Annotated in this window: 23 protein-coding genes and 1 tRNA gene; 11 read left to right on the forward strand and 13 right to left on the reverse strand. The window is 62.8% G+C overall.

Features of this window, described 5'->3' with window-relative positions:
- Nucleotides 1-86 precede the first annotated feature (86 nt).
- The 8 genes from AC0KW6_RS11700 to AC0KW6_RS11735 all read left to right on the forward strand — a co-directional run bounded on the left by AC0KW6_RS11700 (nucleotide 87) and on the right by AC0KW6_RS11735 (nucleotide 10,975).
- Nucleotides 87-1,691, forward strand: coding sequence for a peptidoglycan-binding domain-containing protein (locus AC0KW6_RS11700; protein ID WP_474034952.1), 1,605 nt, complete (start codon nucleotides 87-89; stop codon nucleotides 1,689-1,691).
- Nucleotides 1,692-1,901: 210 nt separating this feature from the next.
- Entirely contained in the window at nucleotides 1,902-3,506 is a 1,605-nt protein-coding gene (locus tag AC0KW6_RS11705; RefSeq protein ID WP_474034953.1) for a caspase family protein, read from the forward strand.
- Nucleotides 3,507-3,678: 172 nt separating this feature from the next.
- Nucleotides 3,679-3,765 (forward strand) — tRNA-Leu (locus tag AC0KW6_RS11710).
- A 210-nt stretch (nucleotides 3,766-3,975) separates the two neighbouring features.
- Nucleotides 3,976-6,252: a glycosyltransferase family 2 protein gene (locus AC0KW6_RS11715; RefSeq protein WP_474034954.1), complete on the forward strand. Its 2,277-nt coding sequence runs from the start codon at nucleotides 3,976-3,978 to the stop codon at nucleotides 6,250-6,252.
- A gap of 108 nt (nucleotides 6,253-6,360) precedes the next feature.
- Nucleotides 6,361-7,929 (forward strand): class I SAM-dependent methyltransferase, encoded by a 1,569-nt coding sequence (locus AC0KW6_RS11720; protein WP_474034955.1) that lies wholly within the window; start codon nucleotides 6,361-6,363, stop codon nucleotides 7,927-7,929.
- The gene (locus tag AC0KW6_RS11725; RefSeq protein WP_323775598.1) at nucleotides 7,926-8,627 is read left to right on the forward strand and encodes an FkbM family methyltransferase; all 702 of its coding nucleotides are present in this window, start codon (nucleotides 7,926-7,928) and stop codon (nucleotides 8,625-8,627) included. Before AC0KW6_RS11720 ends, AC0KW6_RS11725 begins: the two co-directional genes overlap by 4 nt.
- On the forward strand, nucleotides 8,617-9,990 hold the full coding sequence (locus AC0KW6_RS11730) for a hypothetical protein (protein WP_474034956.1): 1,374 nt from the start codon (nucleotides 8,617-8,619) through the stop codon (nucleotides 9,988-9,990). Before AC0KW6_RS11725 ends, AC0KW6_RS11730 begins: the two co-directional genes overlap by 11 nt.
- 82 nt (nucleotides 9,991-10,072) lie before the next feature.
- On the forward strand, nucleotides 10,073-10,975 hold the full coding sequence (locus tag AC0KW6_RS11735; protein ID WP_323775596.1) for a hypothetical protein: 903 nt from the start codon (nucleotides 10,073-10,075) through the stop codon (nucleotides 10,973-10,975).
- Here AC0KW6_RS11735 and AC0KW6_RS11740 read toward each other — a convergent pair.
- The 6 genes from AC0KW6_RS11740 to AC0KW6_RS11765 form a co-directional block, all read right to left on the reverse strand.
- Nucleotides 10,959-11,897 carry a hypothetical protein gene (locus tag AC0KW6_RS11740; RefSeq protein ID WP_474034957.1) on the reverse strand — a complete coding sequence of 313 codons (939 nt, stop codon included), beginning with the start codon at nucleotides 11,895-11,897 and terminating at the stop codon, nucleotides 10,959-10,961. The genes AC0KW6_RS11735 and AC0KW6_RS11740 overlap by 17 nt on opposite strands.
- A gap of 4 nt (nucleotides 11,898-11,901) precedes the next feature.
- On the reverse strand, nucleotides 11,902-13,212 hold the full coding sequence (locus AC0KW6_RS11745) for a TRAP transporter large permease (protein WP_474034958.1): 1,311 nt from the start codon (nucleotides 13,210-13,212) through the stop codon (nucleotides 11,902-11,904).
- 5 nt (nucleotides 13,213-13,217) lie between these two features.
- Complete coding sequence (locus AC0KW6_RS11750; protein ID WP_024090900.1) at nucleotides 13,218-13,751, reverse strand: TRAP transporter small permease; 534 nt, start codon at nucleotides 13,749-13,751, stop codon at nucleotides 13,218-13,220.
- Between the two features lie 74 nt (nucleotides 13,752-13,825).
- Entirely contained in the window at nucleotides 13,826-14,800 is a 975-nt protein-coding gene (locus tag AC0KW6_RS11755; RefSeq protein WP_474034959.1) for a TRAP transporter substrate-binding protein, read from the reverse strand.
- 49 nt (nucleotides 14,801-14,849) lie between these two features.
- Nucleotides 14,850-16,103, reverse strand: a complete 1,254-nt coding sequence (locus AC0KW6_RS11760; protein WP_474034960.1) for an NAD(P)/FAD-dependent oxidoreductase — start codon at nucleotides 16,101-16,103, stop codon at nucleotides 14,850-14,852.
- A complete protein-coding gene (locus tag AC0KW6_RS11765; protein ID WP_474034961.1) occupies nucleotides 16,100-17,227 on the reverse strand; it encodes an enolase C-terminal domain-like protein in 1,128 nt (375 codons plus the stop codon). Before AC0KW6_RS11765 ends, AC0KW6_RS11760 begins: the two co-directional genes overlap by 4 nt.
- Nucleotides 17,228-17,329: 102 nt before the next feature.
- Here AC0KW6_RS11765 and AC0KW6_RS11770 point away from each other — a divergent pair, with 102 nt between their 5' ends.
- The 3 genes from AC0KW6_RS11770 (at nucleotide 17,330) to AC0KW6_RS11780 (ending at nucleotide 19,762) form a co-directional block, all read left to right on the forward strand.
- On the forward strand, nucleotides 17,330-18,232 hold the full coding sequence (locus tag AC0KW6_RS11770) for a LysR family transcriptional regulator (RefSeq protein ID WP_474034962.1): 903 nt from the start codon (nucleotides 17,330-17,332) through the stop codon (nucleotides 18,230-18,232).
- Nucleotides 18,233-18,325: 93 nt separating this feature from the next.
- The gene (locus AC0KW6_RS11775) at nucleotides 18,326-19,018 is read left to right on the forward strand and encodes a GntR family transcriptional regulator (protein WP_323775590.1); all 693 of its coding nucleotides are present in this window, start codon (nucleotides 18,326-18,328) and stop codon (nucleotides 19,016-19,018) included.
- A gap of 9 nt (nucleotides 19,019-19,027) precedes the next feature.
- On the forward strand, nucleotides 19,028-19,762 hold the full coding sequence (locus tag AC0KW6_RS11780; protein WP_323775589.1) for an aspartate/glutamate racemase family protein: 735 nt from the start codon (nucleotides 19,028-19,030) through the stop codon (nucleotides 19,760-19,762).
- Nucleotides 19,763-19,886: 124 nt separating this feature from the next.
- Here AC0KW6_RS11780 and AC0KW6_RS11785 read toward each other — a convergent pair whose 3' ends face one another.
- From AC0KW6_RS11785 to AC0KW6_RS11815, 7 genes are all read right to left on the reverse strand, one after another.
- Nucleotides 19,887-20,819 carry an AEC family transporter gene (locus AC0KW6_RS11785; protein WP_474034963.1) on the reverse strand — a complete coding sequence of 311 codons (933 nt, stop codon included), beginning with the start codon at nucleotides 20,817-20,819 and terminating at the stop codon, nucleotides 19,887-19,889.
- Nucleotides 20,820-20,972: 153 nt separating this feature from the next.
- A complete protein-coding gene (locus AC0KW6_RS11790) occupies nucleotides 20,973-21,770 on the reverse strand; it encodes an MBL fold metallo-hydrolase (RefSeq protein ID WP_323775587.1) in 798 nt (265 codons plus the stop codon).
- A complete protein-coding gene (locus tag AC0KW6_RS11795) occupies nucleotides 21,770-22,579 on the reverse strand; it encodes a TatD family hydrolase (RefSeq protein WP_474034964.1) in 810 nt (269 codons plus the stop codon). Before AC0KW6_RS11795 ends, AC0KW6_RS11790 begins: the two co-directional genes overlap by 1 nt.
- 41 nt (nucleotides 22,580-22,620) lie before the next feature.
- Nucleotides 22,621-23,739: a DNA polymerase III subunit delta' gene (locus tag AC0KW6_RS11800; protein ID WP_474034965.1), complete on the reverse strand. Its 1,119-nt coding sequence runs from the start codon at nucleotides 23,737-23,739 to the stop codon at nucleotides 22,621-22,623.
- Nucleotides 23,736-24,383, reverse strand: coding sequence for a dTMP kinase (gene tmk / locus AC0KW6_RS11805; RefSeq protein WP_474034966.1), 648 nt, complete (start codon nucleotides 24,381-24,383; stop codon nucleotides 23,736-23,738). Before tmk ends, AC0KW6_RS11800 begins: the two co-directional genes overlap by 4 nt.
- A complete protein-coding gene (locus tag AC0KW6_RS11810; RefSeq protein ID WP_416361467.1) occupies nucleotides 24,380-25,525 on the reverse strand; it encodes a D-alanyl-D-alanine carboxypeptidase family protein in 1,146 nt (381 codons plus the stop codon). Before AC0KW6_RS11810 ends, tmk begins: the two co-directional genes overlap by 4 nt.
- Nucleotides 25,526-25,577: 52 nt before the next feature.
- Nucleotides 25,578-26,513, reverse strand: a complete 936-nt coding sequence (locus AC0KW6_RS11815) for an SPOR domain-containing protein (protein WP_323775582.1) — start codon at nucleotides 26,511-26,513, stop codon at nucleotides 25,578-25,580.
- Nucleotides 26,514-26,689: the final 176 nt, after the last annotated feature.

Below are 26,689 nucleotides of genomic sequence, written 5' to 3' on the forward strand. Positions count from 1 at the left end.
GTAAAGTGATCGTAAAATCCCTAGGTAGCAGCCCTGACTGTGGAGTATCCTGATTCCATTGTTAGTATCCATAGGGGGCGAGTATCATGCTTTCCAAGCCGCTTAAGCCGGCATTGACCGCCGCGTTTCTGGCGACATCGGTCACCAGCCCTGCGACTGCGAGCGATTTGGGCGCCGCAATTGTCGGAGGGGTGATTGGCGGGGTTATCGTCAATGAAGTTCACAAAAATAAACAGCGCCAGCGCCGTGCCACCACCTACCACCGCGCTCCGGCAAGCTCTGCCACCCGGGCGCAGAACCGTGAAACCCAGGTGGCACTGAATTATTTCGGCTTCCACTCCGGCACGCCGGATGGGGTGCTGGGCAGGCGGTCCCGCGCCGCCATTTCCCAGTATCAGGTCCACATGGGCTATCCGGCCACGGGCTATCTGGCCCCGTATGAACGCAATTTCCTGGTCAGTTCCTACAGCCGTGCGCAAATCGGTGGCCCGCCGGTCATCAAAGCGATGCAAGGCCCAAACGGGGTGCGCGGATTGCTACATGCCTGGCGGGATGAGGCCGCGGGTGTCAGAACAGCAGGGAGCAGTTACGGCGGCTACGGCGGGTTGCCCTCCGAAGTCAGCCAGGCGGTGGATGAGATCGCCGCCAGCTCCGAACCGAGCGGAGAGCAGCTGCTGCAGCGCACCGGCTTCATGCAGCTGGCGGATCTGAATGGCGATGGCCGCAACGACTATGTGCTCGATACGTCGGTGTCCGGCAGTTCCTTCTGGTGCGGCGCGTCGAATTGCTCGGTGATGGTCTTTGCCTCCACGCCGCAGGGCTATCAGCGCAATGACTTCCTGGCGCGCGGCGTGACACCCGCCAGCTTTGCCTGCCATCAGGGCACCTGCCGCATGGCGGATACGGGCAGCGATGCCCCGGTTCAGGCCGCCCAGCAGAACCGCAGCACGGTGACAGCCTTTGTCGGCCAGGAAAGCGCCTCGCTGGGCGGCATCACCCTGTTTGACCAGCCGGCGCCAAGTGCCTCGCTTACCAGCTATTGCAGTAAGGTAAGCCTGCTGACCAGCTCGAACGGCGGCTTTATGACAGCGGCAAGCATGACTGACCCGGAACTGGCGCTGGGCGAGCAGTTCTGCCTCGCTCGCACCTATGCCATCAACGCGGGCGAGACCCAAGCCGGCAAGGTTCAGGCTGTTTCGCAAGCGCAGATCGACACCCAATGCGATGCGTTCGGCCCGGCTGTGCAGCCATTCCTGGCCAAGCTCGGAACTGCGGGCAGCGGCGAAGTAATGGGTGATGTGCAGAAGTTCGTGCTGCAGTCCGGTATGTCGCTGGAACAGCTGGCCAATACCGCCGGGATTTGTCTGTTCTCCGGTTACCGCCGTGATGACATGGAGGTGGCGCTGGGTGCCGCGCTGATTCTGACCGGTGCCGGCCAGCGCCCCTATGCCGAGCTGATCGGCCACCATCTGGCGTTGGGCTTTGGCGCGCCGGTCACCGCAGAAAGGGCGCAGGATTGGTACGGCATGGCCGTGATTTCGCTGGAGGGCGGCGCTGCACCTGTCTTTGCCCCTGGGCAGCCCGAGCGGGCAGAGCTGATCAAGACAGCCTCGGCCAAGCTGGCCGGCGGCCGGGTTCAGCCGGTGCAGGCCTCCGGCGCTGCGGCATTGCCGTCGTTCTCCTCTGACTGATCGCTGATCTTTTCAGCTGTATGCTGTAAATGGCCGGCAGAACTGCCGGTCATTTTTTTTATGCTGAGTTCCGGTGCCCCCGAAACCCCGCGGCTTTCTGCCGTTTGTGGCCGGGTTTTTACTTTAAATGCTGGATTTCAACCTTTGACACCCTGCGGCCTTGAATGCAACTTGTGCAATTAAAAAGTGCGTTGTCTTAGGGGGGTGTTTATGCGGTTCAAGCTGCTTTCCACATTCATTATCTGTTCTGCGCTGGCACTGACGCCGGCCGAACATGTTTCTGCCGATGCGGGCGACTTTGCTGCCGGTGCCATCATCGGCGGCATCATCGGCGGCGCCCTGTCCAAGAACCAGCGGCGCTCGGGAACCAAGGCGCCCCGGCGTTCCCGGCTGCCGTCCACTCAGGAAGGCCGCCAGATTCAGGAATCGCTGAACTACTTCAGTTTCCCTGCGGGTGCGGTCGACGGGCAGCTGGGCCGTAAAACACGCGAGGCGGTTTCCGCCTATCAGGCTTACCTGGGCTATCCGGTCACAGGGCAGCTGAACGATTTCGAGAAAGACCTGCTGCTCAGTTCCTTCCAACGGGCGCAAGCCAGCGGCTATCTCGCCAGCCAGCAGGCGATGGCGCATCCCGACGGGCCGCGCGGGCTGCTGAAGATCTACCTGGCCGAGCGGCTGTCGCCGCAGCCGCAGCCTCAGCAGCCCTATGGCCTGCCACAGGCCGTCATGGCCGGGAGCAGCACCGGCACCTATGGTGTGCCGCAGCAATACGGGCAGAGTGCACAGCAGCAATACGGCCAGCAGCAGATGGGGTTTGCGGCCACCACCCAGGCATACGGCATTCCGCAGCAGCCCCAGTTGCAGGGCCAGCAAGGGCAATTCGTGCCGCAATCGCAGGTGCCGGGCCAATTTGTGCCTCAAGACCAGCTGCAGCAACAGAGTCAGTTCGTGCAGCAGGGGCAGGTGATGGCGGCCGCGCAGGGACAGGCGCCGATCCAGAACGGCGCGGTAGTTCAGGGCAGCGGCACCGCGGCAACACCGGTCATGTTGCAGCAGAATGATATTGCCGCACCGCTGATCAGCCGCCGCGCGTTGGTGATCGGCGTCGACGGCTACCAGAACCTCGCCGCCTTGCAAAAGGCGCGCAACGATGCCCTGGCGGTCAGCAATACGCTCGGGGCGCTCGGCTTTGAGGTGACCACGCTTTATGACGCGGGGCGCCGCGACATCAACAGCGCGGTCTCGACCTTTGCCAACCAGATCAAGCCGGGGGATGAAGTCCTGTTCTACTTCGCGGGCCACGGGGTTGAGGTCGACGGGCGCAATTATCTGCTGCCCTCCGATGTGCCGATGGTAAATTTCGGCGATGAAAGCTTCCTGACCGGGGAAAGCATTGCCGCCGACCGGGTGCTTGGCACTTTCCAGCGCAAGGGTGCGCGCTCAACCATCATGATCCTGGACGCATGCCGCAACAATCCCTTCCCCAGGGAGGGCCAGCGGTCGGTCGGCGGCACCCGCGGTTTGGTGCGGATGGAGCCGCCGGAGGGCGCCTTTATCCTGTATTCCGCCGGCACAGGCCAAACTGCCCTGGACCGGCTGTCGGACAATGATGCCAATCCGAATTCGGTGTTCACCCGCGCGCTGCTGACGCGCCTGAATCAGCCGGGCATGACGCTGCACCAGCTGGCCAAGCAGGTGCGCCGGGATGTTCAGGATCTGGCAGCCACCGTGAACCACGATCAGTTCCCGGCCTATTACGACCAGATGTCGGGCGAAATGGTGCTGCGGCGCCAGTTGGCGGCCCAGGGCAACTGAGACTGTTTCCAGGGAGCCTTTTGAAACCGGAGACTGTTGGGATACCCGGCTGTTTTCCGGCGCTTAAGCGGGGTGGCCCGCGGGGGCGCGCATTCTGTTCAAAAAAGATAATTTTCAGCTTCACATCGCATCCGGGCTGGTCTATACGCCTCGACACCAAGCCTAAGACAGTGCGGTCGTGGCGGAATTGGTAGACGCGCAGCGTTGAGGTCGCTGTTCCTTAACCGGAGTGGAAGTTCGAGTCTTCTCGACCGCACCAACTTTTATCTGCAAATTTGTCAAAATGCCGATGCCCTGTGCGTCAGCGGTATACGCGCGCCGGTCTGTTGCGGGAATATCAGCTGCCCGGGCCTTTGGCCGGTGCTGGCGGCGTTTCCCGGTTCCGGCAGGCCGGCTGGCCGGCTATAACCGGCCCCGTTCCCTGTGCCTCGCATCTGGAGCCAAAAACGCCATAACGTGATGCAGCAGTATGCCCAGTTCAGATCCCGGGAATTGCGACGGCAAGATCCTTGAACGCGAATTCAGTGCGTTGTCCCTGGCAGGAAATAACCTGCTGGACGCCGTGGAACTGCCTGCGCCCAGCGGGCGGATTGCCCGCCTGTTCTTTAAATCCGGAACCTCGCGGGCGGGCCTCAGCATTGCGTCCCCGGCAGAGCGGACAGTGCTGCACAATTATGGCGGCGCCCCGGTTCTGGAAGCCGAGATTGCAGAAGCCCCCGGCGCGGTTACCGTCTCCGCACAAGGCGCGCTTTACAATGTGCCGCTCCATCCAGAGGAGACGGAGCTGTTTGCAGGGCTCAACGTGGTGGCCGCGGTCCGTAATGGCGAAACAGCCCGATCCACTGCCGAATGGCTGCAGTTCCATGTAACCCAGCATGGGCTGCAGGGGGCTGTCATTCTTGACCGGGCGCAACCGCAGAACAGCCGCCGCTTTATAGGGGAGCTGCAAGCGCTTGCAGCGTCCTTCACCGGGCTGAAGCAGGTCGTGGTGGTGCATTCCAAACTGCCCTTGGGCAAGGATGGCCTGCCAGAAGAGGCGCATCCCTTTAATGTGCCGGGCGCACCGGGCAAGGACCGGATGGACATCCCGCCAGCGGATCCCTGGCAGGCGCCGCTGGGCGAATTCCTGATTTACGAAATCCTGCGCGCCCGCTTCCTTGGCCGCGCGCGGGCAGTGGCCAATATCGACCTGTTTGATCTTTTAGCGCCCTGTGACGGGCCGAATATCTTTGACCAGACCGTCGCCGCGCCGGCGGGCTGCCTGCGTCTCGGCGGGGTGCAGGCCTACCCCTGGCGGGTGCGCAAGGGGGCGCAGGCGTGTTTTGCGGATCACATCTGCACGCAGTTCGATGCCGCCGGGCTGCGGCCGCGCTGGTGCCTGGCGCCGGCCAAAGCCGGGGACAGCTGCATCTGGCGGCTTGTCCGGGTGGTCGGGGCTGAGCCCGATCCCGCGGACGATCGGCGGTTCTACCGTTGCATGGCCCTGCGGCATCCCACCGACACGGTGTCCAAGATCGTGCCGAAAACCAGTCTGGTGGAAACGCCCGAGCTGCTGGCGCTGGCAACGGGCTATTTCAACGCCAAGCCCGTGCGCATTCCCGGGGAGCGGGCCGTCAAGCGGGCCGGCGGCACTCCCAAGACTGCCATTGTCACCACGATGAAAAACGAAGGGCCGTTCATTCTGGAATGGCTGGCCTATCACCGCGCGATCGGAGTGGATGATTTTCTCGTCTACACCAACGACTGCACCGATGGCACCGATACGATGCTGCAGCTGCTGCAGGACAAGGGGATTGTCCAGCACCGCGAAAACCCGTTCCGCAACACGGATCTGAAGCCGCAGCACGCGGCTTTGCAGGCAGCAGAGGAGGAGCCGGTGATCCGCGAGGCCGACTGGCTGGTCTGCATGGATGTGGATGAGTTCATCAACATCAAATGCGGCAAGGGACGGTTGCCCGACCTGTTTCAGGCCGTGGGCGATGCCAACATGATCGCAATGACCTGGCGGCTGTTCGGCAACAATGATGTGCGCGAATTCACCGGCGATCTGATCACTCGGGAGTTCACTCGCTGCGCCTATGAGGTGACCCGCAAGCCGCACCAGGCCTGGGGCTTCAAGACCCTGTTCCGCAACACCGGGATCTTCAAGAAGCTGGGGGTTCACCGGCCCAAGGGACTGAAGCCGCAGCTGTGGGAGGATATCCGCTGGGTCAACGGCTCCGGCCAGGACATGCCGCGTGAGATGTTCCGCAACGGCTGGCGCTCCTCGACGAGCACCTATGGCTATGACCTGGTGCAGCTCAACCATTACGCCGTACGAAGCGCCGAAAGTTTTCTGGTCAAGCGCGACCGGGGCCGGGTGAACCATGTGGATCGCGATCAGGGGCTGTCCTACTGGTTCCGGATGAACAACAACGCCGAGGAAGAGCGCTCGATCCAGCGCATGATCCCGGCGCTGGAGGCGGAAATGGCCCGGCTGCTGACAGACCCGGATATCGCTGCTGCGCATGAATACGCCAGCCGCAAACACCGCGAGAAAATCGAGGAGTTGAAGGGGCGGGACGACATGCTGGCGCTGTTCCGGGAGCTGACAGGCGAGAAACTGCGCAAGCTGTCGCGCATGCACGCGCATTTTGGTGCCAATGTGTTCCTCAGCGGCCCCGGCGTGATCCCGGACAAGATCGCTGAAAACGAGCCCGGCAGCGATTTCTGGTTCACGGTGGAACGCGGTGAAACCAACCATTGACACCCGCGGCCCTCACATTGACAGGACTCCGGACTGCGGGTTAGAATCCGGCAACAAAAAAAGCTGGTAAGAAGCTGCATTAATTGGTTTTTTTGAGGGGCAGTCTTTATGGCACTTCCGGCCATCGCGTCACTATGGGTGGGCCCAGAACTCAGCTGGCTGGAACAGCTTTGCCTTCAGTCCTTTCTGGATCAGGGCCACGAGGTAGTGCTGTTCACTTATGACCCAGTCCAGGGCGTGCCCGGCGGGGTGAAAGTGGCGGATGCCAATGAAATCTTGCCCGCTGACCGCATCATCCGCCACGCCCGCACCGGCAGCCCGGCCTATCATGCCGATATCTTCCGCCTGCATTTGCTGCGCAAGACCAACTACATCTGGGCCGATACCGATGCCTATTGCTGCCAGCCGTGGGATATCAAGGGCAAGCATTTCCATGGCTGGATCTCCGATGGCAAGCCGATGGTCAACAATGGGGTTCTGCGGCTGCCCAAGACCTCCAAGACCCTTGCGGCGATGCTGCGTTTTACCAGCGATGAATATCCCGTCCCGCCCTGGTACAGCGATGAAAAACAGGCCGAATTGCAGGCGTTCAAGGACAGCGGTCAGGGGGTTCATGTTTCGCTTTTGCCCTGGGGTGTCTGGGGGCCGGATGCGCTCACTTGGTTCCTGCAGGAAACCGGCGAGGTCAAACATTCCCGGCCCGGTCATGTGATTTACCCTGTGCCGTTCAAGCGGGCCGGAGTGGTGCTGAACCCGAATCGCGCGAACCAGGCGCGCGGCCATATCCGCAGCGATACACTGTCGATCCACTTCTGGGGCCGCCGCTTCCGCAACATCGCGGCCAAATACGGCGGGGTGCCCGCCGAGGGCTGCTATGTCCACGACCTGCTGGCCCAGCATGGGATCGATGCCGGAAAAACCCGCCACCTGCTGCAGCCGGCCCCGGAACCGGAAGACAAACCCGTGGAGGCGATCGACCCGGTGGCGCTGGATTATTCCATGTTCAGCGATCAGGACGTCGCCAATATCCTGCTGCAGCGATCAGAACTGGCAAGTTCAGGACAGACCATCAAGGACTGGATGGCGGGTGATGGTAAGCTGCTGCTGGCGGACGCCCGGTCGCAGCGGGACCGCATCCTGCATGAATCGATCCGGATCGCGGAACGGGAATGCGAATTCTTTCTGAAGGCCACCGATCCCATTGCGCCCGAACGCGCCGCGGACATCGGCTGCGGATATGCTTTTGCCAGCCTGCTGCTGCACCGCCGGTACGGCTGCGAAATCGTCCTGATCGATATCGAAGAAGGCAACGGCCGCCACTTCGGATTTGAGGGCGAGGGCGCGGGTTATACCAGCCTCGAGACCGCCCGTGCGTTTCTGGAAAAGAACGGCGTGCCGGCCGGAAAGATCACCACCCTTAATCCCAAAATCGAAGACATTGCGCCGCTTGGCGCCTTCGACTTGGTGATCAGCCTGGCGTCTTGCGGGTTTCACTATCCCGTCGGCACCTATCGGGATTTGTTCAGCAACCAGATCAGCAGCGGCGGCGGTATTGTTCTGGACATTCGCAAGGGATCCGGCGGCATTGGCGCCATGAAAAGCTTCGGCACCGTCAAGGTGCTGGCCAAGCACGGTAAATATTCAACAGTCATCACCCGGGCGGAGCAGGAGTCATGATCGAGATACTGGAAACCCACGGTGTCAAAATCCCGTTGAATCCGGATGTCATCACCTCAAAGATCGCACGCGCGATCCGCAAGGACCGCTATGAGCTGGACGAGGTCTCCGGCACCCCCAAGTTCCTCGAAAAAGACGACAGGGTGATCGAGCTGGGCGCCGGGATCGGGTTCATCTCTTCGTTCCTGGGTGTGAACCTCGGGGTTGAGAACGTGCTGTGCGTCGAGGCAGATCCGTCCTTGTGCGACTTCATCGGCAATGTGCATGCTCTGAACGGGCTTACCGCCGCACAGGTGCGCAACTGCGTTGCCTTGAATGACGCCACCGCCGAAGGGCCAATGTCCTTTTTTGTCCGCGAGCAGTTCTGGTCCTCCTCCCTGGATGGCGAAGACCCCTATGTCAAAGCCATCGAAGTGCCGGGTACCCGTCTGTCGCAGCTGATCCGTGATTTCCGTGCCAATACGCTTATCATTGATATTGAAGGCGGAGAGCGGGATTTGTTTGCGCCTGCGGATCTGACAGGTATCGATAAGATCTTTCTTGAGATCCATACGCGTAAAATTAAGAAAATCGGGATAAAGCAGTGCTTTGATGCGCTTTCGCAGAGCGGTTTTTGCTACGATCAGCAGGTCAGCCGCGGCGGATCAGTTCTGTTCCGGCGCATCCCAAGATGGCAGTTAAAGCAATATGCTGGGTGACGGTTTCGACTTTAAAACGGTTCTTTCCGCCTTGGATGCGGATGAAGTCGCCAATGTTGCGGATGTAAACGGCCAGGCGCCTGAGCTGACAGCACTGCTGCACCAGCGTTATGGTTGTTCGGTGGATGTGGTCTGCCTGGACGGCAAGGGGGCCTTTGCGTCTTTGCCCGATGAGCAGTTGGAAAGCTATCTTGCAGACCTGAAGCGGGGCGGGGTGGACCCTGAGGCGGTCCGCATCGTGACCCGGCCGCGCAGACTGGGCCAGTACGACGTTCTGATTTCCCTGAACGGGTTCGGCGCCGGGCATAAGCCGCAGCACCTCAAACCGGTGCTGGACCGGGCGCTGCATCCGCTCAGCCGCCTGGTGATTGAAATCCGCAAAGGTTCTGGCAGCTATCCGTTCCTCAAGGCCTATGGCAGCTGCAATACGCTGGTGCCGCCTGAGGCCGGCAGGAATGGTCTGGCGATCCTCTCCGCCGAACCGCAGGAGGTGCTGCCGCCCTCGGGCGAATGGACCAAGGTGGCCCGCCAACTGGCCGGCAAGGAAGGTTTCTTTGATGAACTGGAAGAGCATTCCTTCCTGTTCCTGCCGCGCGGCAGCACACTTGTGGTGACTTTCGACAACCTTGATATTGCAATGTCCAAGCGGGAGGAGCGGCGGCCCTGGGGCTTCGGCTTCATTGAGGCGCAGGGCTGGTCGATGCTGGGGGTAATGGCCAACGGCTGGACCTGGTTCCGCCACCAGGAGGTGTCCGCCAAGTTCGAAGCGCTGCGCGACAGTGGTTTCTTTGCGCAGTTTTCCCGGGTGGTCTTTTACGGTGCGTCAATGGGGGGCTATGCGGCCGCGGCCTATGCAGCAGCGGCGCCCGGATCGACAGTGTTTGCGATCAGCCCGCAATCCACTCTCGACAAGACGCTGGTGCCTTGGGAAATGCGCTACAAGAAGGTTTGGGACAGGGATTTTTCCGGGCCCTTCGGGGATGCATCCCTGGCCAGCCAGGCGGCGGGCGACGTGCATATCATGTTCGACCCCTACGTGGCGCCCGATGCGGCCCATGCGGCCCGTTTTTCCGGGGCAAATGTCACTTTCTGGCGCTGTCCGCTGCTGGGCCACCGGCTGGGGTCCTCGCTGCAGCAGATGGGCATCCTGCAGGAGATTGCCCGCGGTGCCATTTCCGGCGAATTGACACCGCACCGGTTTCACCGCCTGCTGCGCAAACGCCACGAATTCCCGCGGTTTCAGCGGGAGCTGGCCAATTTGGCTCTGGACCGCGGCCATCCGCGCCTTGCGAAACAAGCCTGCGAGTATATTTTGCGCCAGCGGGATGACCGGTTCTTCCGCAGGATGAAGGCGCGGTTATAAGCAATTACAACCTGTGACTTCCGCCAGGCCGCACGCCGGTATCTTATGCGGATCAGGGAATGGGCAAAGGCCGGACAGGACGATGAACCAGGCAAAGGCTGACATGCGGGACATTACCCTTGCTTTCCATATCGGGGCGCCGAATACCGATAACGGCCAGCTGACCTGGTCGCTGCGCAAGGATGCGCAGCGGCTGCTGGAACAGGGCGTCATGATCCGCCGTCCAGGCACCTATTTGGCGGCGCTCAATCAAATGCTGCGCAAGCAGACCCAGGACTCTGTCTCCGCTCAGGAACGCGCGGCGCTGCTGGCCGGCATTGTCAAGGATCAGGACATTTCCCGGATCATCCTGACCAACTCCGGATTTCTCGGGATGCCGGGCTGGATGCTCAGCGGCGGGCGGCTTTATCGCAATGCGGGCAGCAATACAGCGGCGCTGCGGGGAGTGTTTCCGGACACTCCCTGTGAATTCTTCCTGGGCCTGCGCAACCCCGCCACGCTGATCGGCCCGGTCTACAAATCGCAATCCGGCAGAAGCTGGAAGCAGTTTACCGCAGGCACGGATTTCCTCAATCTGCGCTGGTCGGACGTGGTTGCGGATATTCAGGACAGTAACCCCGGCTGCCGCATCACTGTCTGGTGCAACGAGGAAACGCCGGTGATCTGGCCCAACATTCTGGGGCAGGTGACGGGGCTGGGTGACGGTTTCCGTTTCGCCGGCGAATTAGACATCACCCGCGGCATTATTTCGGAGGCGGGATACGAGCGGCTGGAGGCTTATCTGGAAAACCGCCCCGGCCTGTCGGAAGACCAGCGTGAACGGGTGCGCGCGCTGTTCCTCAGCTACTACCACTCAGAAGAGGCGATCGAAGAGGAAATCGATCTGCCGGGCTGGTCGCAAGCGCTGGTGGATGACATGAGCGAAAGCTATTTTGCTGATGCCGAGCTGATCCGGCGGATGCCTGGCGTCACGTTTCTGTCCTGAGGATGGGGCGCCCGTAAAGCGGCTTCATCAGGATAGCAGTCAGATACATCGGAATCTGATAGCAGCCCAGGAAGATCAGCAGCGGCTCGGTGGTGGCAGCGGGCAGGGCGATCAGAAACAAAGCGAAGTTCCGGTTGCCGGCGACAACGGCACTGGGCACGGCGCCACTGCCCGCGCGGCGGCGCATCACTGCAAATGTCAGCACTTGCAGGCCGAGGTTGGCGGCCAAGGCAAAGCCCAGCCATTGCAGCACCAGCAGCGGGTCCGTGCGCAGCGCAGGCCCCAGGGCTGCCATCAGCCCGACGACGATCACCGACAGCGCAATCACTGTCAGCCCGTCAATGGCCTTGGCCTGCTCTGCGCGCAGATTTGGCAGTGTCAGGCGCCGCAGCAGGAAGGCGGCCAGGACCGTTACCCCGATGGCGCCGATCAGCCGCGCCGAGGCGCGCAACACGCCGCCAAGATCGCCAAGGCCGGGTGCCAGAAGAAACACCGGGATTACCGTCAGCGGCATCAGAGCCGTGCCGGTGATCAGCAGGCGGAAGGCAGGCTCCGGCGCGTGGCCCATCAGTGCGGTGATATTGGGGCTGCCGGTCACCGAAGGGGCGCTCAGCATCAGGATCAGCGCCACTGCGGCAGGGGTCTGCACCACACCGAACAGCGACGCCAGCCCCAGCGCCAGCAGCGGCAGCGCCACTTGCAGGAACGCAATGGCCTTCAGCGTGCCGATCCCGTCCGCCAGACCGCCCGCCGCCTTGCGCAAGCCGATCCGGTAGGCATTCAAAAACAACAGCCCGGCCACCATTTCCGGCAGCCAGCGCTTAAGCGCGGCGGCCAGGCCGGGCAGCAGCAGCCCGGCCAGCAGCCCAAGCACCAAGGCAGCCCGCCCATGCCGGGCGGCAAAGGCGAGCGCTGTCATCATAGGTCTATACGGGCCCTGGCCGCAGGTTGTCGGGCAGATAGGTCGCCAGCTCCGGGAAGGCGATCAGCACAAACACCATCAGCACCATGATCAGGAACATCGGCACCGCGGCGCGGGCGATATAGCTCATCTCGTGGTGGGTCATGCCCTGCATCACAAACAGGTTAAAGCCGATCGGCGGTGTGATCTGCGCCATCTCGACAACCACCACGATGAAGATGCCGAACCAGATCAGGTCAATGCCCGCCTGGCGGATCATCGGCTCCACCACTGCCATGGTCAGCACCACCGAGGAAATGCCATCCAGGAAACAGCCCAGAACGATGTAAAAGACCAGCAGCACCATCAAAAGCTCCAGCCGCGTGAGCTCCCACCCGGCAATCAGATCTGCCAGCCCGCGCGGCAGGCCAGTAAAGCCCATCGACAGCGACAAGAAGGCCGCACCGGCCAGGATCAGCGCAATCATCGCACTGGTGCGGGTGGCGCCCATCAGGCTGCCGGTGAATGTTTTCCAGTTCAGAGACCCTTGCCCCAATGCCAGCAGCAGCGAGCCGATGACGCCAAACGCTGCGGCCTCGGTGGCGGTGGCAATGCCAAGGTACATGGAGCCGATCACCACAATGATCAGTGCAATCACCGGCGCCAGAAAGCGGGAGTTCTTCACCTTCTGGGCAAAACTCAGCCTGGCCTCGGGGGTTGGGTTCCAGTCCTTGCCGAGTTTGGAATAGATCGCCACATACCCCATGAACATCGCCGCCAGCACCAGCCCCGGCAGAATGCCGGCAAAGAACAGCTTGGTGATCGATTCATTGATGGTGACGCCATAGACAATCAGCGTCAGCGACGGCGGGATCATCAGGCCCAGCGTGGCCGCGCCGGTCAGCGTGCCGATCACCATGGTTTCGGGATAGTTGCGCTTTCGCAGTTCGGGGATCGACATCTTGCCGACGGTGGTCAGCGTCGCGGCAGAGGAGCCGGAGACCGCGGCAAACACCGTGCAGCCGACGATATTGGTATGCACCAGGCCGCCGGGCAGCGCCGCCATCCAAGGTGCCAACCCTTTGAACATGTCCTCGGACAGCCGGGTCCGGTACAGAATTTCCCCCATCCAGATGAACATCGGCAGCGCCGTCAGAGTCCAGCTGGAAGAGGCCGACCAGATCGTGGTCAGCATCACGTCGCCGACAGGACGGACGGTGAACAGCTCCATGCCGACCCAAGCCACGCCCATCAGCGCCAGGCCAACCCAGACGCCGGACCCTAGAAGGGCGAACAGCACGAAGAGAAACAGAATGATAACTGAGATATTTTCCAAGGGGCTTACTCCGCGTGGCTCTGGTCGTCCAGATCCCGGGTGATGCGGTGGTCACCGCGGAAGATCACATGAATCAGATGATCGGTCAGGGCGACGGCCAGAACGGCCCCGCCGAACAGCATCACGCTTTGCGGTATCCACAGGGGCGTGCGGTCCTGGCCCTGGCTGACGTCGTTGAATTTCCAGCTCCAGTAGACAAACCGGTAGGCGTAATAGGTGAAATACCACATCACCGCGGTGCCGATGCCAAAGCACCAGATCTCCAGCACCCGGCGGAAGCCTTCGGGCACGGCATTCAGCAGGATCGACACCCGGATATGGCTGCCCCGGTTCAACGCATTGGCAAAGGCCAAAAACGACGCGGCGGCCATCGCATAGCCCGCGTAATCCGGCGCACCGGGAAACACCTCACCGGTCCAGCGGGCAAGCATCTGAACAACGATCAGGCCCAGTATCGCAATCAGGCAAAGGGCAGCCAGCACCCCAGCGGCGAGGTAAAGAAAATCCAGTCCGGAGCGCAGCCCCCTGAGCACAGTCATATCATCCCCATCGGCTTATTCTATTATGAGATTACGGGCGGCCCATTCTGCGCCGCCCGTATCCTGCACGCTGTTTATTCTGCGCGGAACGCATCGACGATGGCCTTGCCCTCGTCGCCTGCGGCTTCCAGCCATTCGTTGGTCATGGTGTCGCCGATTTCCTTCAGCTCGGCCGTCATCTGCTCCGATGCCGGGCCGACGTTCATACCGCCGTCGCGCAGTCCCTGCAGTGTGAAACCGGTGTATTCCTTGGCCCGCCAGTTGCCCGCATATTCCGCAAGCTTGGCGCAGCCCATGATCACGTCCCGGCTTGCCACGGAGGTGCCGTTCCAGATTTCGGTGTTCACAAACACATAGTTGCGCGGCAGCCAGGCATCCACTTCATAGAAATAACCCAGGCTTTCCCAGACCTTGCGGTCATAGCCGGTGGAGCCGGAGGAAATCATGGCTTCCGCAACCCCAGTGGCAAAGGCCTGGCTGATCTCAGCGGCCTCGATGGTCACCGGCAGCATCCCCGTCAGCTCTGCCAGGCGCGAGGTGGCGTTGTTGTAGGAGCGGAACTTGATGCCCTTCATCTCGGCAACCGAGGTCACTTCATTCTTGAAATACAACCCCTGCGGCGGCCACGGCACGGCATATAGCAGGGTCAGATTCTGCTCGGCCAGCAGCTTTTCAATCGACGGTTTGGCGGCGCGCCACAGCTTGTCGCTGTCATCGAACGAGGTCGCCAGGAAGGGGATCGAGTCAAAGCCGAACAGCGCGTTTTCGTTCTGGTGTCCGGACAGCAGCCGCTCGCCGATCGGCGCCTGGCCGGTCTGCACCGCGCGTTTGATGTCGGCGCCCTTGAACAGCGATCCCGACGGGTGGGTCTTGATCTCCACCTCGCCGCCGGTGCCGGTGGTCACGCATTCAGCAAACTCCGCGCCGGTCGCCGAGTGGAAGTTGGAGGCCGAATAGGCCATTGGCATGTCCCAGGTTTCCGCCGCGGCGGGCAGGGCGGCAGCCGCCGTCAGCGCGGTGGCGGCAAGCAGTCTGGTCAATTTCTTCATGGTCTTCTCCCTGTTTCAGTTTCGGCCCCTTAAGAGGCACTGGTTGGTTTCAATTCGCATAGCGCGCCGGGTCATAGGCGCTCATGTCGATGTTCGGAGTGCGGCCCGAAATCATCTGCGCCAGCAGGCGGCCTGTCTTCGGCCCGCCGGTCAGGCCGATGTGATGATGGCCAAAGCCGACAAAGGCGCCGCTGAGGTCCGGCACCCCGCCAATCACCGGGATCGAATCGGCAGGCGCCGGGCGGTAGCCCAGCCATTCCTCTTCATGCTTCCAGCTCACACCGGGCAGAATGCGCCGGGCGTTCTTGCGCAACAGCTCAAGCGGCCCCTTCGACGGCCCGGCCTCCAGCCCGCCGAATTCCACAATGCCTGCAATCCGGATCCGTCCCTGCATCGGGGTCACCACGCATTTGGCTGCTGCCACCATGACAGGCGCTTTCGGCATTGCCGAAGGTTCCCATAATTCAAGATGATAGCCGCGTTCTGCTTCCAGTGGTACGGAAATTCCCAGTTTCTCTGCCAGCGGCTTGGACCAGACGCCGGTGGCGATAACGACAGCGTCGCAAGGGATGGTCTCGCCGCCTGCGCGCACGCCGGTCACTTGTCCATTTTCGCGAGCCACATCCTCGGCATAGGCCTGGATCATCCGGCCGCCGTTGCCGGCGACATGTGCAGCGAGATCCTTCACGTATTGGCCCGGATCGGAAATGATACCGTGGTCCTTCAGCCGCGCGGCAAAGCCGAATTCCTCAGCATAAATCCCGTCATAAGCGCGGACCTCCGCGCCCTCCAATTCATCCCACTGGAACCCGTGTTTCCTCCGCAGGCCCCAGCCGAATGCATCCTCGCCGAAATGCGCGCGGTCATTGTAGAGGAACAGATAATCGGAGGGTTTCAGGTGGCGTTCTGCCCCGGTGCCTGCCGCCAGTGCCTGATGGTTCGCCAGCGAATCCCCGACCAGCGGCGCCAGTGCCGCGGCTATCCGGGCGGTGTCTTCGGCATTGGCATGGCCCATATATTTCATCAGCCAGGGGGCCAGCCTGGGCAGATACTCCCAGCGCAGGAACAAGGGCTGCTCAGGGTCCAGCAGCATCTTCGGCGCTTTCTTCCACAGTCCAGGACCCGTCACCGGAACGATGGAGCAGGAGGCCAGAATGCCGCCGTTGCCATGGCTGGTGCCTTCACCCGGCCCCTTGCCGTCGATCAGGATGACCTGATGCCCGTCGCGCTGCAGCTCGATCGCGGTTGAGACGCCGACAATGCCAGCGCCAATGATGGCAACGGTTTTCTTGGCGTTGGTCATGCCGCAACCTTCTTGGAGACTGCGTAGCGGTTCAGCTTTTCCAGATCCGGTTTGATGTCCAGCCCTGGCCCATCCGGAACCACCACCTGGCCGTCCACGACTTGGAAGGGGGTCTCCAGAATGTCCTCTTTCAGGAAGTAGCGCGCCTGATAGAACTCGCAGCCCAGCTTGATCTCGGGCGTGGCGGCAATCATGTGGGTGCCCGCCAGATGCGCCAGCCCCGCCTCGAACATGTCGCCGCCATAAGCCGACAGCCCATTGGCCGCCGCAATCCGCGCCACTGTCTGGCCGCGGGTGAGGCCGCCGGATTTCATGATCTTGACCGAGACGCCGTCGCAAATGCCTTCGCGCGCCGCCCGTACCATATCCTCGGGACCGAATACGCTTTCGTCCGCCAAGAGCGGCACGTCGATCATCCCGCGCAGCTTGGCCATCATGCCGAAATGATGGAACCGCACCGGCTGCTCGATGAAGTCCGGCCGGAACTGCGCCACATCACGCACCTGCGCGGGTGCGTCCTCTATGCTCAGGCCCTGGTTATAGTCCACCCGCACGCGGAAATCCGGAAAGTCCTTGGCAATCCGCTCCAGCCGCATGATGTCAAAGGCATGATCCCTGAAACCGGTCTTCAGCTTGATCAGCCCGACCTTGTCGGCGCGCAGCCGGTGCAGAAGGTCAATGTCCTTGGCAAAGTCCGGATCGGCGATCGAACAGCTTAGCGGAATGGTATCGCGGCATTTCCCGCCCAGCAGCGCCCAAACCGGCACACCGGCGATCCGTCCGGTCAGATCCAGCAAAGCGCTCTCCAATGCCGCCTTGGCCTCGGTGCAATGGGCGATCACCCTGGCTGCGTCCTCCATGATCGCCGCGCGGTCCGCCACCCGGCGGCCCTCCACCAGCGGGCGGATGTAACGGTCAAGCGCCGCCAGGCTGGCCTCCGGCGTTCCGGTGAACACCGACCAAGTGGAGGCCTCGCCAAAGCCTTCGGCGCCGCTCTCGCCGCGCAGCCGGACAATCACAACCTCGCAAGAGCCTTCCACCGACCCGATCCCATGGTCGCGGCGCGACAATACAGGCAGTGCGAGATGCCACAAATCCATCCCGGCAATCTTTTCTTCCAGCACGCGTGTTTTCCTCCCAGCTGCGAAAGGAACCCTGCCTTGACTTGATCATCATTACCAATACAAAGAATTCAATAAGGTATCACAAAAAATGATGTTCTGCCGATGTCTTTCCGCTTCCGCCAGCTGCAGGCGTTCCACGCCATTGTCGAAACCGGCACCGTCACCGGAGCGGCCGAACAGCTGGGAATTTCTCAGCCCGGCATTTCCAATCTGCTCTACCAGCTGGAACGCCAGACCCGCCTCAAACTGTTTGAGCGCAGCAAGGGCCGGCTGATCCCCACGCCCGAAGCCGGGGTGCTGTTTCAAGAGGTCGATACCGTGGTGCGCGGCCTTGATCACGTGGCGCAGGCGGTCACTGACCTGCAGAACAAGCAGGCGGGCCAGCTGCAGGTCGCCTCGCAGCATTCCATGTCCTTTGGCTTCATGCCCGCGCTGATCGCCCGCTTTGCCCGCACCCGGCCGGACCTGTCGATCTCCTTTCAGGCGCAGTATTCGTTGAAGATCCAGGAATGGGTGATTTCGGGGTTGTTTGAGATCGGCGTCTGCGAAATGCCGCTGATCCATGACGGGCTGGAGGCGCATCCGATCAACGTCGAAACCCGGCTGGCGATCCCCGCGGACAACCCGCTGGCGGAACACGGCGTGCTGACGCCCGAACTTCTGGAAGGCGTGCCCTTCATCGTGATGGGGCCCGAGCACATGACCCACCGCCGCACCCGCGAGGTGTTTCAGCAGGCGGGTATCCCGCTGAAAGCCCGGGTGCATTCGCATCTGTTCAAGAACCTTCTCAGCTTTGTGCAGGAGGGGATGGGGGTCTCGATCCTCGACCCTTTCGTGCTGGATTTCGAAGCTGGCGGCGGCTTTGTCTCGCGTCCGTTCCGGCCCCGGATCATGATGGAAATGGCGGTGATCACCTCCAAGTCCAGGCCGCTGTCGGCGGTTGGGCAGGAGTTTCTGGCGCTGCTGAAGAAGGAGCTGGCACCCTATTCGGTTGAAGTTTCCTGATTTGCCTTAAACTGTATGCAGTTTAGAATTCAATATTGCGCGAGGCCGTGCGCTCCCGTAACCTGCACCGCGGATTGAACAGATGGCGGGATAATGGCTAAACGCGAAAGCAATGTGGACCGGGTTTATGAGGCGCTGCGGCGGATGGCGGCGGATTTTGCCTTCAAGCCCGACCAGCGGATCAATGAAAGCGCCCTGTCCGAGGTGCTGGGCGCCAGCCGCACACCGCTGCGCGAGGCGCTGAACCGGCTGGTGGCCGAGGGCTTCCTGACCTTCCAGAACAACCGCGGCTTTTTCTGCCGCCCGCTGACGCCCAGCTACATCATGGACCTGTACGAGTCCCGGGTGGCGGTGGAATGCGAGGCGGCCCGGCTGGCGTGCACCCGCGCCCCGCACGAGGACATCGCGGCGCTGGCGGATTACCTGAACCGGATGGAGCCCGAGTATGAAAGCGCCACCGACCCCGGGGCGCTTTTGGCGATGGACGAGAGCTTCCACGCGCGGCTGGCGCAGCTTTCGGGCAACAGCGAGCTGCAGAGGATCCTCAACAACCTGAATGGCCGGATCCGCTATATCCGTCTGATCGACCTCAAACGCATGCGCGACCGGGCAGGGGGCAAGGCGCCTGGAGACATTTCGGCCCACCGCCAGATCGTCGACGGCATTGCCGCCCGCAATGCCGAGGCCGCCGTATCGGCGATGCGCAGCCACATTGAAAAACGCCGGGAAGAGGCGACCGAAGCGGTCCGCATCGCCTTTTCCCAGCTCTACGTTCCGGACGAGTAGGGGAGCCACATGGAACACGGCGGCAAGACAGTCTTTGGCGCTGCAGTTGGCATCCTGATGCTGGAGACCCGGTTTCCCCGTATCCATGGCGATATGGGCAATGCGATGACCTGGGACTTCCCGGTCCACTACAAGGTGGTGCGCGGCGCCAATCCCGAAAACGTGGTGCGCGGCAACCCCAAGGAGCTGCTGGACCTGTTTGTCGAGGCCGGCCGCGATCTGGTCGCCATGGGGGCCGACGGCATCACCACCAATTGCGGTTTCCTGGCGCTTCTTCAGGACGAGGTGAAACAGGCGCTGGGGGTGCCGGTGGCGACATCCTCGCTGATGCAGGTGCCGATGGTGCAGGCCCTGCTGCCCGCAGGCAAGTGCTGCGGTATTCTGACGATTTCCAAGGCCACGCTGACACCGGCGCATCTGCAGGCCGCAGGCGTGCCGCTGGACACACCCATTGCCGGCACTGACGGCCTGCGCTGTTTTACCCGCGACATCCTCGGCGACGCGTCGGAGATCGACTTCGAGGCCTGCCGCCTCGACATGATCGACGCCGCACGGGCGATGGTGGCGGAAATCCCGGACCTTGGCGCCATCGTGCTGGAATGCACCAATATGGTGCCCTATGCCCGTGATGTGCGCAAAGCTACCGGCCTGCCGGTGTTTTCAATCTATTCTTTCATCAACTGGTTCCAGGCCGGCCTCTTGCCCAAGGGATTCCCGCTGGAGCTGGATGATCCGCGCTGGTGAGGCCGTGCCGGAGTGCAGTGGGAATTTCTTAATGAAACCCTAAGTTTAAGGTCAGCATCGCTGTCCAAATGTTTCGCGCGCGAAACATTTGGACAGAAGTTCTGACCTTTTTTCTCAGCCCGGCTCAGCTCAGAACCAGCAGCCAGAACCACACGGTTAAGATGCTCGCCCCGGTGGCAATCAGCACCGAAGACGCCGCCACCCGTTTTGCCCGGCCGTACATATTGGCAAAGATATAGCCGTTGAACCCGATCGCCATCGCAGCGTTCAAAACGCCCGAGCGGAACAGATCCTGTGGCAATGCCAGGGCTGAACCCAGCACCCAGACAATCGCCGGATGGATCATCAGCGAAGTGAAGCAGACAAACAGGATCGCCCGCAGATCGCCCTCGGGGCGGTACTTTACCAGCACCCCGCCCAGCGCGAACAGCGCGCAGGGCAGGGCGGCCCGGATGATCAGCGACAGGGCTTCACTCACAACCATCGGAATGGCCAGCCCTGAAAGATTCACCGCAAACCCCAGCGCGATGCCCAGAATCAGCACATTTCGGAACATCGCATTCAGCACTGCCGAGACGGTCTTGATCCCGCCTGCGCCGCGATTGCGCACGATCTCCATCACGGTGATGCCGACGCCATAGCAGAACGGCGAATGAAAGGCGATGATGGCATAGTTGCCGGTCAGGTTCTCAGGTCCAAAGGCGCGCTCGGTGATGGGCAGGCCCAACAGCACCGAATTGGAAAACAGGCAGCAGAAACCGATGGCAATGCAGTCCTCCCACTCCCGCTTGAACAGGATCCGCGCGCCGAACACGCCAATCAGGAAGCAGGTGAAAGCGCCGGTATAAAAACTTGCCAGCAGCCGCGGGTCAAAGCTGGATGACAGGTCCAGCTCCGCCATTGCCTTGAACAGCAGGCAGGGGATGGCAAAGCCTTGCGCGAATTTCATCACGCCTTCGATATGTGTCTGGGTCAGCACATCCCGCGCGGTGGCGGCATAACCCGCGCCGACTACCAGGAACACCGGCAGGATGACGTCGATCAGGCTCTGAAACATCAGCCTGTCCCTGGCGGCCGGGGCTTGCTGCCGGCCGGCGGGCAGTGTCCGGCCGCAGGCCGCGGATGCCTCCGGCGGGAGTATGTCAGCAAAGGAGAAGCCTGCGGTCTGCCGAATGGAGCCGGGCGCGCTGCAGCAGAGCTGTGCATTCCGCTATAGTTCCACCCGGATCACCATACCGTCATAGGCGGGGGTGATATGGTCCGGGGTCTCGGCCTCGATCGTGGCATAATCCATGTCGATATGCATGTTGGTGATAATGCCGCGCTTGGGCGCCATCTTCTCGAACCATTCCAGCGCCTCGGCGTAGCTGAAATGGGTCGGGTGCGGGGTGCGGCGCAGCCCGTCCAGGATCCAGATGTCGAGGTTTTCCAGCTCTGGCAGCGCGGCATCGGGGATTTGGGCCACATCCGGAAGATAGGCCAGCCCGCCAATGCGGAATCCCAGCGCGTCGATGGAGCCGTGGTTCACTTCAAACGGGCGGAAACTGATTTCGCCGCCGGGGCCATCAATGGTGAAAGGCCCGCTGATGGTTCTCAGGTCGAGGATCGGCGGATAGGGGGAGCCGTCCGGCTGCGCAAAGGCATAGCCGAAGCGGTTCAACAGGTCGTTCTGGGTTGGACCGTCTGCATAAACCGGAATGCGTTCGCGCATGTTGTAATAGACCATGCGCAGATCGTCGATTCCGTGCAGGTGATCGGCGTGGGAATGGGTGTAAACCACCGCGTCCAGCCGGCTGACTTCTGCCTGCAGCAACTGGCTGCGCATGTCGGGCGTGGTGTCGATCAGCACCGATGTGGTGCCCTCAGGCCCGTCGCGCTCCACCAGCAGCGAGCACCGCTGGCGCCGGTTTCTGGGGTTCTTCGGGTCGCAATCGCCCCAATGGCCGCCAATCCGCGGCACCCCGCCGGAAGAGCCCGAACCGAGGATCGTGAAGCGCATCTCAGCCATCAGGCGGCGGCCTCATATGCGGCGGCTTTCCAGAACAGCCGGTCGAAATTCGCCTGTGTCTGCGCGGCAAAATCGGCGTAGCCGATGCCGAACACCTCCGCGCCCACCTTGGCAGTGAAGGCCGTATAGGCCGGTTCATTGCGTTTGCCGCGATAGGGCGGCGGCGCCAGATAGGGGGCGTCGGTCTCGACCAGAATGCGCTCCACCGGGGCGGCGGCAAAGATACCGCGCAGCTCCTGGCTTTTGGGAAAAGCGGCGATGCCGGACATCGACAGGTAAAACCCCAGGTCCAGCGCGGCCCTTGCCAGCTCGGCCGAGGAGGAGAAACAATGCATCACGCAAGTATAAGAGCCGTTCTTCATCTCCTCGCCAAGGATGCGCGCCATGTCGTCATCGGCGGCACGGGCATGGATGATCAGCGGCAGGCCGGTCTCGCGGGCGGCAGCGATATGAATGCGCAAGGACTCCTGCTGCACGGCGGCGCTGCCGGCGGTGTAGTGGTAGTCCAGACCGGTCTCGCCGATGCCGACAAACTTCGGGTGTTTTGCCAGCGCCACCAGTGCGTCGACAGATACCAGCGGCTCGTCCGCGGCACTCATCGGGTGGGTGCCCGCGGCATAGAACACTGGTGTGTGCGCCTCGGCAATCGCGCGGACGGACGGCTCGTTCTTCATTTTGGTGCAGATGGTCACCATCCGGGTGACGCCGGCCGCTGCTGCGCTGGCAATCACCTCATCCAGCCGCCCTTCGAAATCGGGGAAGTCCAGGTGGCAATGGCTGTCCGTAATCTGGGGGGTCGTCTCGGTCATGAATCCTCTGGTGCCAGATGTGCCGCGGGGCCTCAAAAGCCTCAGCGCGACGCGGTTTCCTGCATCTTGAAAACCGTATCTAGGACAAGTGCTGCGGGGTCAAGGTTCACCGCCTGGCCATGGCGGGCACGGGCGGTCACTTCTGCTGCCAGGTCCGCCCAAGCGCGGGCTTTGCGCGGATCCGGCGACAGCCGCGACAGCATCGCGGCCTCCTGCGGTGCCGCTTCCGGCGCTGGCGGGGCACCGGTTGCGCCAGTGCGCGCGAGCCGGGCCAGCGCCATCTCGGTCAGCGACAGCAGCAGTTCAAACCGTGCGGCGGCACCACGCTGGGCGGCCGCCTCGGCCAGCGCCATGGCGCGCTGGCGGTCCAGCCGCGGCATCGTTGTGAGGATCTGCACCAGTTCGGCATAGATTTTCAGCCCGCCCAGATTGATCAGCCGCAGCGCCGCCCCGACCGAGCCGCCCGCCAAGGCCGCAAGGTTCTCCATATTGCCGGGCAGCTCCACGCCGGATTGCGCCAATGCAGCCTCCATGTCCGGTGCGGACAGCGGCCTCAGCCGCAGGGTGCGGCAGCGCGAGCGGATGGTCGGAAGCAGCCGCGAGGGCTGGTGCGAGAGCAGCAGCAGGGTGGTGCGCGCAGGCGGTTCTTCCAGCATTTTCAAGAGCGCATTTGCGGCGCTGATATTCATGTCGTCGGCGGCGTCCACGATCACCACGCGGCGCCCGCCATCGGTGGCCGAAAGGCCAAAGAACCGGTTCAGCTTGCGGATATCGTCCACCACAATCTGGCTGCGCAGCTTGCCCTTGTCGTCGTAAGAGCGGCTGATCGGCGCCAGGCCGGGTTCCGCCAGCGCCTGGATGCGGTGCGAGACCGGGTGCTCCGGGCTGATCTCCAATGTGTCCGGCGGCGGCGGCGCGCCGAAAAGACCCTCTTCCGCCGGGGGCGTGGCCAGCAGAAAGCGGGCAATCCGCCAGGCCAGTGTTGCCTTGCCCACGCCCTGCGGGCCGGTCAGCAGCCAGCCGTGGTGCAGGCGGTCTGAGTTATAGGCGGTCAGGAAATCCTGTTCCGCGGCCTGCTGGCCGATCAGCCGCTGGGTTTCGCGCGGATGCGGCGCGCCTTCGGCCTGGTCTGCGCGCGGCAGGTCGTCATCAGGACTCATGCCCTGGATCCTTCCAGGGCTTCATCCGCCAGCCGCCGCACATCGGCGGCAACGGCATCCAGCGGGCGGGCGCCATCGACCACGCGGAAGCGGTCCGCAAACTCCTGCGCCAGCGCCAGGAAGCCTGCGCGCATCTTTTCCTGCAGGCCGATGCCGAAATCCTCGAACCGTTCTTCCTGGCCCTGCCGCCCCTTGGCCCGGGCCAGACCTGTGGCCGGGTCCATGTCGATCAGCAGGGTCAGGTCCGGCTCACGCCCGATCATCAGCTTGTGCATCTGGTCGACGGCGGCGCGCAGGTCGCCGCGGGACAGCCCCTGATACATCCGTGTGCTGTCGGCAAAACGGTCGCAAATCACCACTTTGCCGGCGGCCAGGGCCGGTTCGATGGTGCGCTCCAAATGATCGCGCCGCGCCGCCATGAACAACAGCAGCTCGGTCTCGGCCGACCAGCGGTCGGGAGCGCCCTCCAGCACCAGACGGCGGATTTCCTCGGCGCCGGGGGAGCCGCCGGGCTCCCGCGTCAGCACCGCATCACGGCCCGCCGCCTGCAGGGCGTCCGCCAGCAGGCGGCATTGCGTTGATTTACCGGACCCGTCGATGCCTTCGAAGGTGATGAACAGGCCGCGCGCTCCGCCCGCCGTCACAATGCCCCCTCGGGGCCGGTCAGGAAGCGCTTGATCAGCACTTCCGCCGCGGTTTTCACACGCACCGCAAAGCCGCCCGCGGGCACATCGCTTTCCGCCACCAGCGGCAGCCGCACCTCCGGCAGTTCATCGGGCTGCAGCACCAGTTCCGCCAGCCGCTGGCCTTTGCTGACCGGGGCCTCGATGGGGCCGGCATAGACAACTTCCCCCTCGATGGTGCCGCCTGCCAGCGACGGCAGCAGGATTTCCAGATCCTCCGCGGGCACCAGCCCTACCGATTGCTCGGCCCCCCGCCAAATTTCGGCTTCGGCGATGGGAACGCCTTCCTGGGCGACGGTCTTTTTGGCAAATTGTCGAAACGACCAGTTCACCAGGGCTTCAGCCTCCTCGGCGCGGCCGGATTCTGTTTCAAAGCCGGACACCACGAAAATCACCCGCCGGTCACCCTGCTGGGCCGACCCGACCAGCCCATAGCCCGCTTCTACGGTGTGGCCGGTCTTCAGCCCGTCCGCGCCGATCCCCAGCTTCAGCAGCGGATTGCGGTTGCGGACGTTCGAGGGCGCACGGCCATCGAATTCGAACTTGGTTTCGGCAAACAGAGGATAGTATTCCGGGAAGTCCTCGATTAACCGCTCGGCCAGCACCGCCAGATCATGCAGCGACATCCGGTGCCCGGCAGCAGGCCAGCCGTTGGAATTGGCAAAGGTCGAGGCGGTCATGCCCAGATCCTGGCCGCGTTTGGTCATGTAACGGGCAAATCCGGCCTCGGTTCCGTCCGGGCTCAGCGCCTCGGCAATCACCACGCAGGCGTCATTGCCGGACAACACGATGATGCCGCGCAGCAGATCCTCGACCCGCACCCGGTCCTGCGTGTCCAGGAACATGGTGGAGCCTTTGTAGCTCATTGCGTGCTCGCTGACAGGCAGCCGCTCGTCCAGGGTCAGGCGGCCGTCGCGCAAAGCCTCAAACGCCACATAGAGCGTCATCAGCTTGGACATCGAGGCCGGCGGCAGCGGCACATCGGCGTTCTTGGACAGCAGCACCGTGTCGGTGCCTGCGTCCAGCACATAGGCGGCGCGGGCCTTGGTATCAAAGGCCGCGGCAGACAGCGCCGACAGGCTGACCGCCAGACCTGCAGCCATGGCCAGCCGCAGCGAAGAGATCAGAGTGCGCCCCAGGCGCGTGGCGCCGGGATCAATAGGTGACAGCATAGGCATCCGCAAATCCGGTTTCCTTTACGCTTTTTAACAACTGGCTGCGTTCAGTCTTGTTCTGCGCCGGGCCAACCAGCACCCGCCAGAACGCCTTGCCGCTCAAGGCTTGCTCGCGCACCACCGGCACCATGCCGGCGCTGCGCATCATATTGGCAGTCCGCTTGGCATTGGCTTCAACGCTGAAGATGCCGATCTGGATGTAAGGTTTCTCCAGCGCGGATTTCTGCGCTTTGGCTGCCGGGGCAGCCGCAGGCTCAGCCTGCGCAGGCGCTGATTGCGCCGGAACGGCCCGTGCGGCCGGGACCGGGCCCGGGGCGTCAATTGCGGCGGCAGCTCCGGCAATCGGATCCAGCGGCGTTGCTGAGATTTCCTGCCCGGCCGCCGAGGCCATCACTTGGGCAGCCTCAGCCTCCGCCGCAGGCCGTTCGGCTGTCTGATCTTCGGCAGGAATTTCATTGCTGACCTCTTCACGCCGCAGGGCGGTGACGTTCAGCTCGGCCGGCGCACCTGCCAGCATTCCCAGCGCCGCCGCGGCGTCCGAGGACACCTGCAGCCGCGGGCCCGGAATTTCCCGTTCGCGCCGGAACAGGGCGCCGATCACAAACTGGCCATTCGCATTGTTGCGGATGATCACCCGCTCCGGGTCCTTGGTGTCGGGATGCGCCACCCAGACCCCGCCGATCGACGGACGCCCGTCCCAAAGCCCCGCTTCGGTCACTTGGAACACCTCGGGGGCTTCCACGTCGCGCTCGACCAGCTTGGTGCTGCTGGAGGCCTGAATCTCCCCGCCGGCCTCGGCTTTGGGCTGCAAAAAGGCCAGCGTCGGCCCGCCTTCGCAGCCTGCCATCAACAGCAGTCCCACGGCCGCCGCGGCAACCCGCGGGGCTGTCTTTGCTGTCGACACGGTGTCTTTCATGCTCTCATCCTTGCCTGTGCCCGCGGCGCTTTTGCGCCCCCGCCGGAATGACCGGTCTTCTTGATTTGGCGGCATGATAGCCTGCGCATCCGGCCATGAAAACCCTGACGGGCCGCGGCGCAAGGGAAACCCGCAAAGGTGGCATGATTCCGCGCGGCTGGCCCAGGCCCGGGCTT

The organism is Leisingera sp. SA215 (assembly GCF_055902035.1).

What these genes read in the sequence shown, in the direction of transcription:
- AC0KW6_RS11700 (WP_474034952.1), top strand. Translation starts at nt 87, where the DNA reads ATGCTTTCCAAGCCGCTTAAGCCGGCATTGACCGCCGCGTTTCTGGCG.
- AC0KW6_RS11705 (WP_474034953.1), top strand. Translation starts at nt 1,902, where the DNA reads ATGCGGTTCAAGCTGCTTTCCACATTCATTATCTGTTCTGCGCTGGCA.
- AC0KW6_RS11715 (WP_474034954.1), top strand. Translation starts at nt 3,976, where the DNA reads ATGCCCAGTTCAGATCCCGGGAATTGCGACGGCAAGATCCTTGAACGC.
- AC0KW6_RS11720 (WP_474034955.1), top strand. Translation starts at nt 6,361, where the DNA reads ATGGCACTTCCGGCCATCGCGTCACTATGGGTGGGCCCAGAACTCAGC.
- AC0KW6_RS11725 (WP_323775598.1), top strand. Translation starts at nt 7,926, where the DNA reads ATGATCGAGATACTGGAAACCCACGGTGTCAAAATCCCGTTGAATCCG.
- AC0KW6_RS11730 (WP_474034956.1), top strand. Translation starts at nt 8,617, where the DNA reads ATGCTGGGTGACGGTTTCGACTTTAAAACGGTTCTTTCCGCCTTGGAT.
- AC0KW6_RS11735 (WP_323775596.1), top strand. Translation starts at nt 10,073, where the DNA reads ATGAACCAGGCAAAGGCTGACATGCGGGACATTACCCTTGCTTTCCAT.
- AC0KW6_RS11740 (WP_474034957.1), bottom strand. Translation starts at nt 11,897, where the DNA reads ATGATGACAGCGCTCGCCTTTGCCGCCCGGCATGGGCGGGCTGCCTTG.
- AC0KW6_RS11750 (WP_024090900.1), bottom strand. Translation starts at nt 13,751, where the DNA reads ATGACTGTGCTCAGGGGGCTGCGCTCCGGACTGGATTTTCTTTACCTC.
- AC0KW6_RS11755 (WP_474034959.1), bottom strand. Translation starts at nt 14,800, where the DNA reads ATGAAGAAATTGACCAGACTGCTTGCCGCCACCGCGCTGACGGCGGCT.
- AC0KW6_RS11760 (WP_474034960.1), bottom strand. Translation starts at nt 16,103, where the DNA reads ATGACCAACGCCAAGAAAACCGTTGCCATCATTGGCGCTGGCATTGTC.
- AC0KW6_RS11770 (WP_474034962.1), top strand. Translation starts at nt 17,330, where the DNA reads ATGTCTTTCCGCTTCCGCCAGCTGCAGGCGTTCCACGCCATTGTCGAA.
- AC0KW6_RS11775 (WP_323775590.1), top strand. Translation starts at nt 18,326, where the DNA reads ATGGCTAAACGCGAAAGCAATGTGGACCGGGTTTATGAGGCGCTGCGG.
- AC0KW6_RS11780 (WP_323775589.1), top strand. Translation starts at nt 19,028, where the DNA reads ATGGAACACGGCGGCAAGACAGTCTTTGGCGCTGCAGTTGGCATCCTG.
- AC0KW6_RS11785 (WP_474034963.1), bottom strand. Translation starts at nt 20,819, where the DNA reads ATGTTTCAGAGCCTGATCGACGTCATCCTGCCGGTGTTCCTGGTAGTC.
- AC0KW6_RS11790 (WP_323775587.1), bottom strand. Translation starts at nt 21,770, where the DNA reads ATGGCTGAGATGCGCTTCACGATCCTCGGTTCGGGCTCTTCCGGCGGG.
- AC0KW6_RS11795 (WP_474034964.1), bottom strand. Translation starts at nt 22,579, where the DNA reads ATGACCGAGACGACCCCCCAGATTACGGACAGCCATTGCCACCTGGAC.
- AC0KW6_RS11800 (WP_474034965.1), bottom strand. Translation starts at nt 23,739, where the DNA reads ATGAGTCCTGATGACGACCTGCCGCGCGCAGACCAGGCCGAAGGCGCG.
- AC0KW6_RS11810 (WP_416361467.1), bottom strand. Translation starts at nt 25,525, where the DNA reads ATGGCTGCAGGTCTGGCGGTCAGCCTGTCGGCGCTGTCTGCCGCGGCC.
- AC0KW6_RS11815 (WP_323775582.1), bottom strand. Translation starts at nt 26,513, where the DNA reads ATGAAAGACACCGTGTCGACAGCAAAGACAGCCCCGCGGGTTGCCGCG.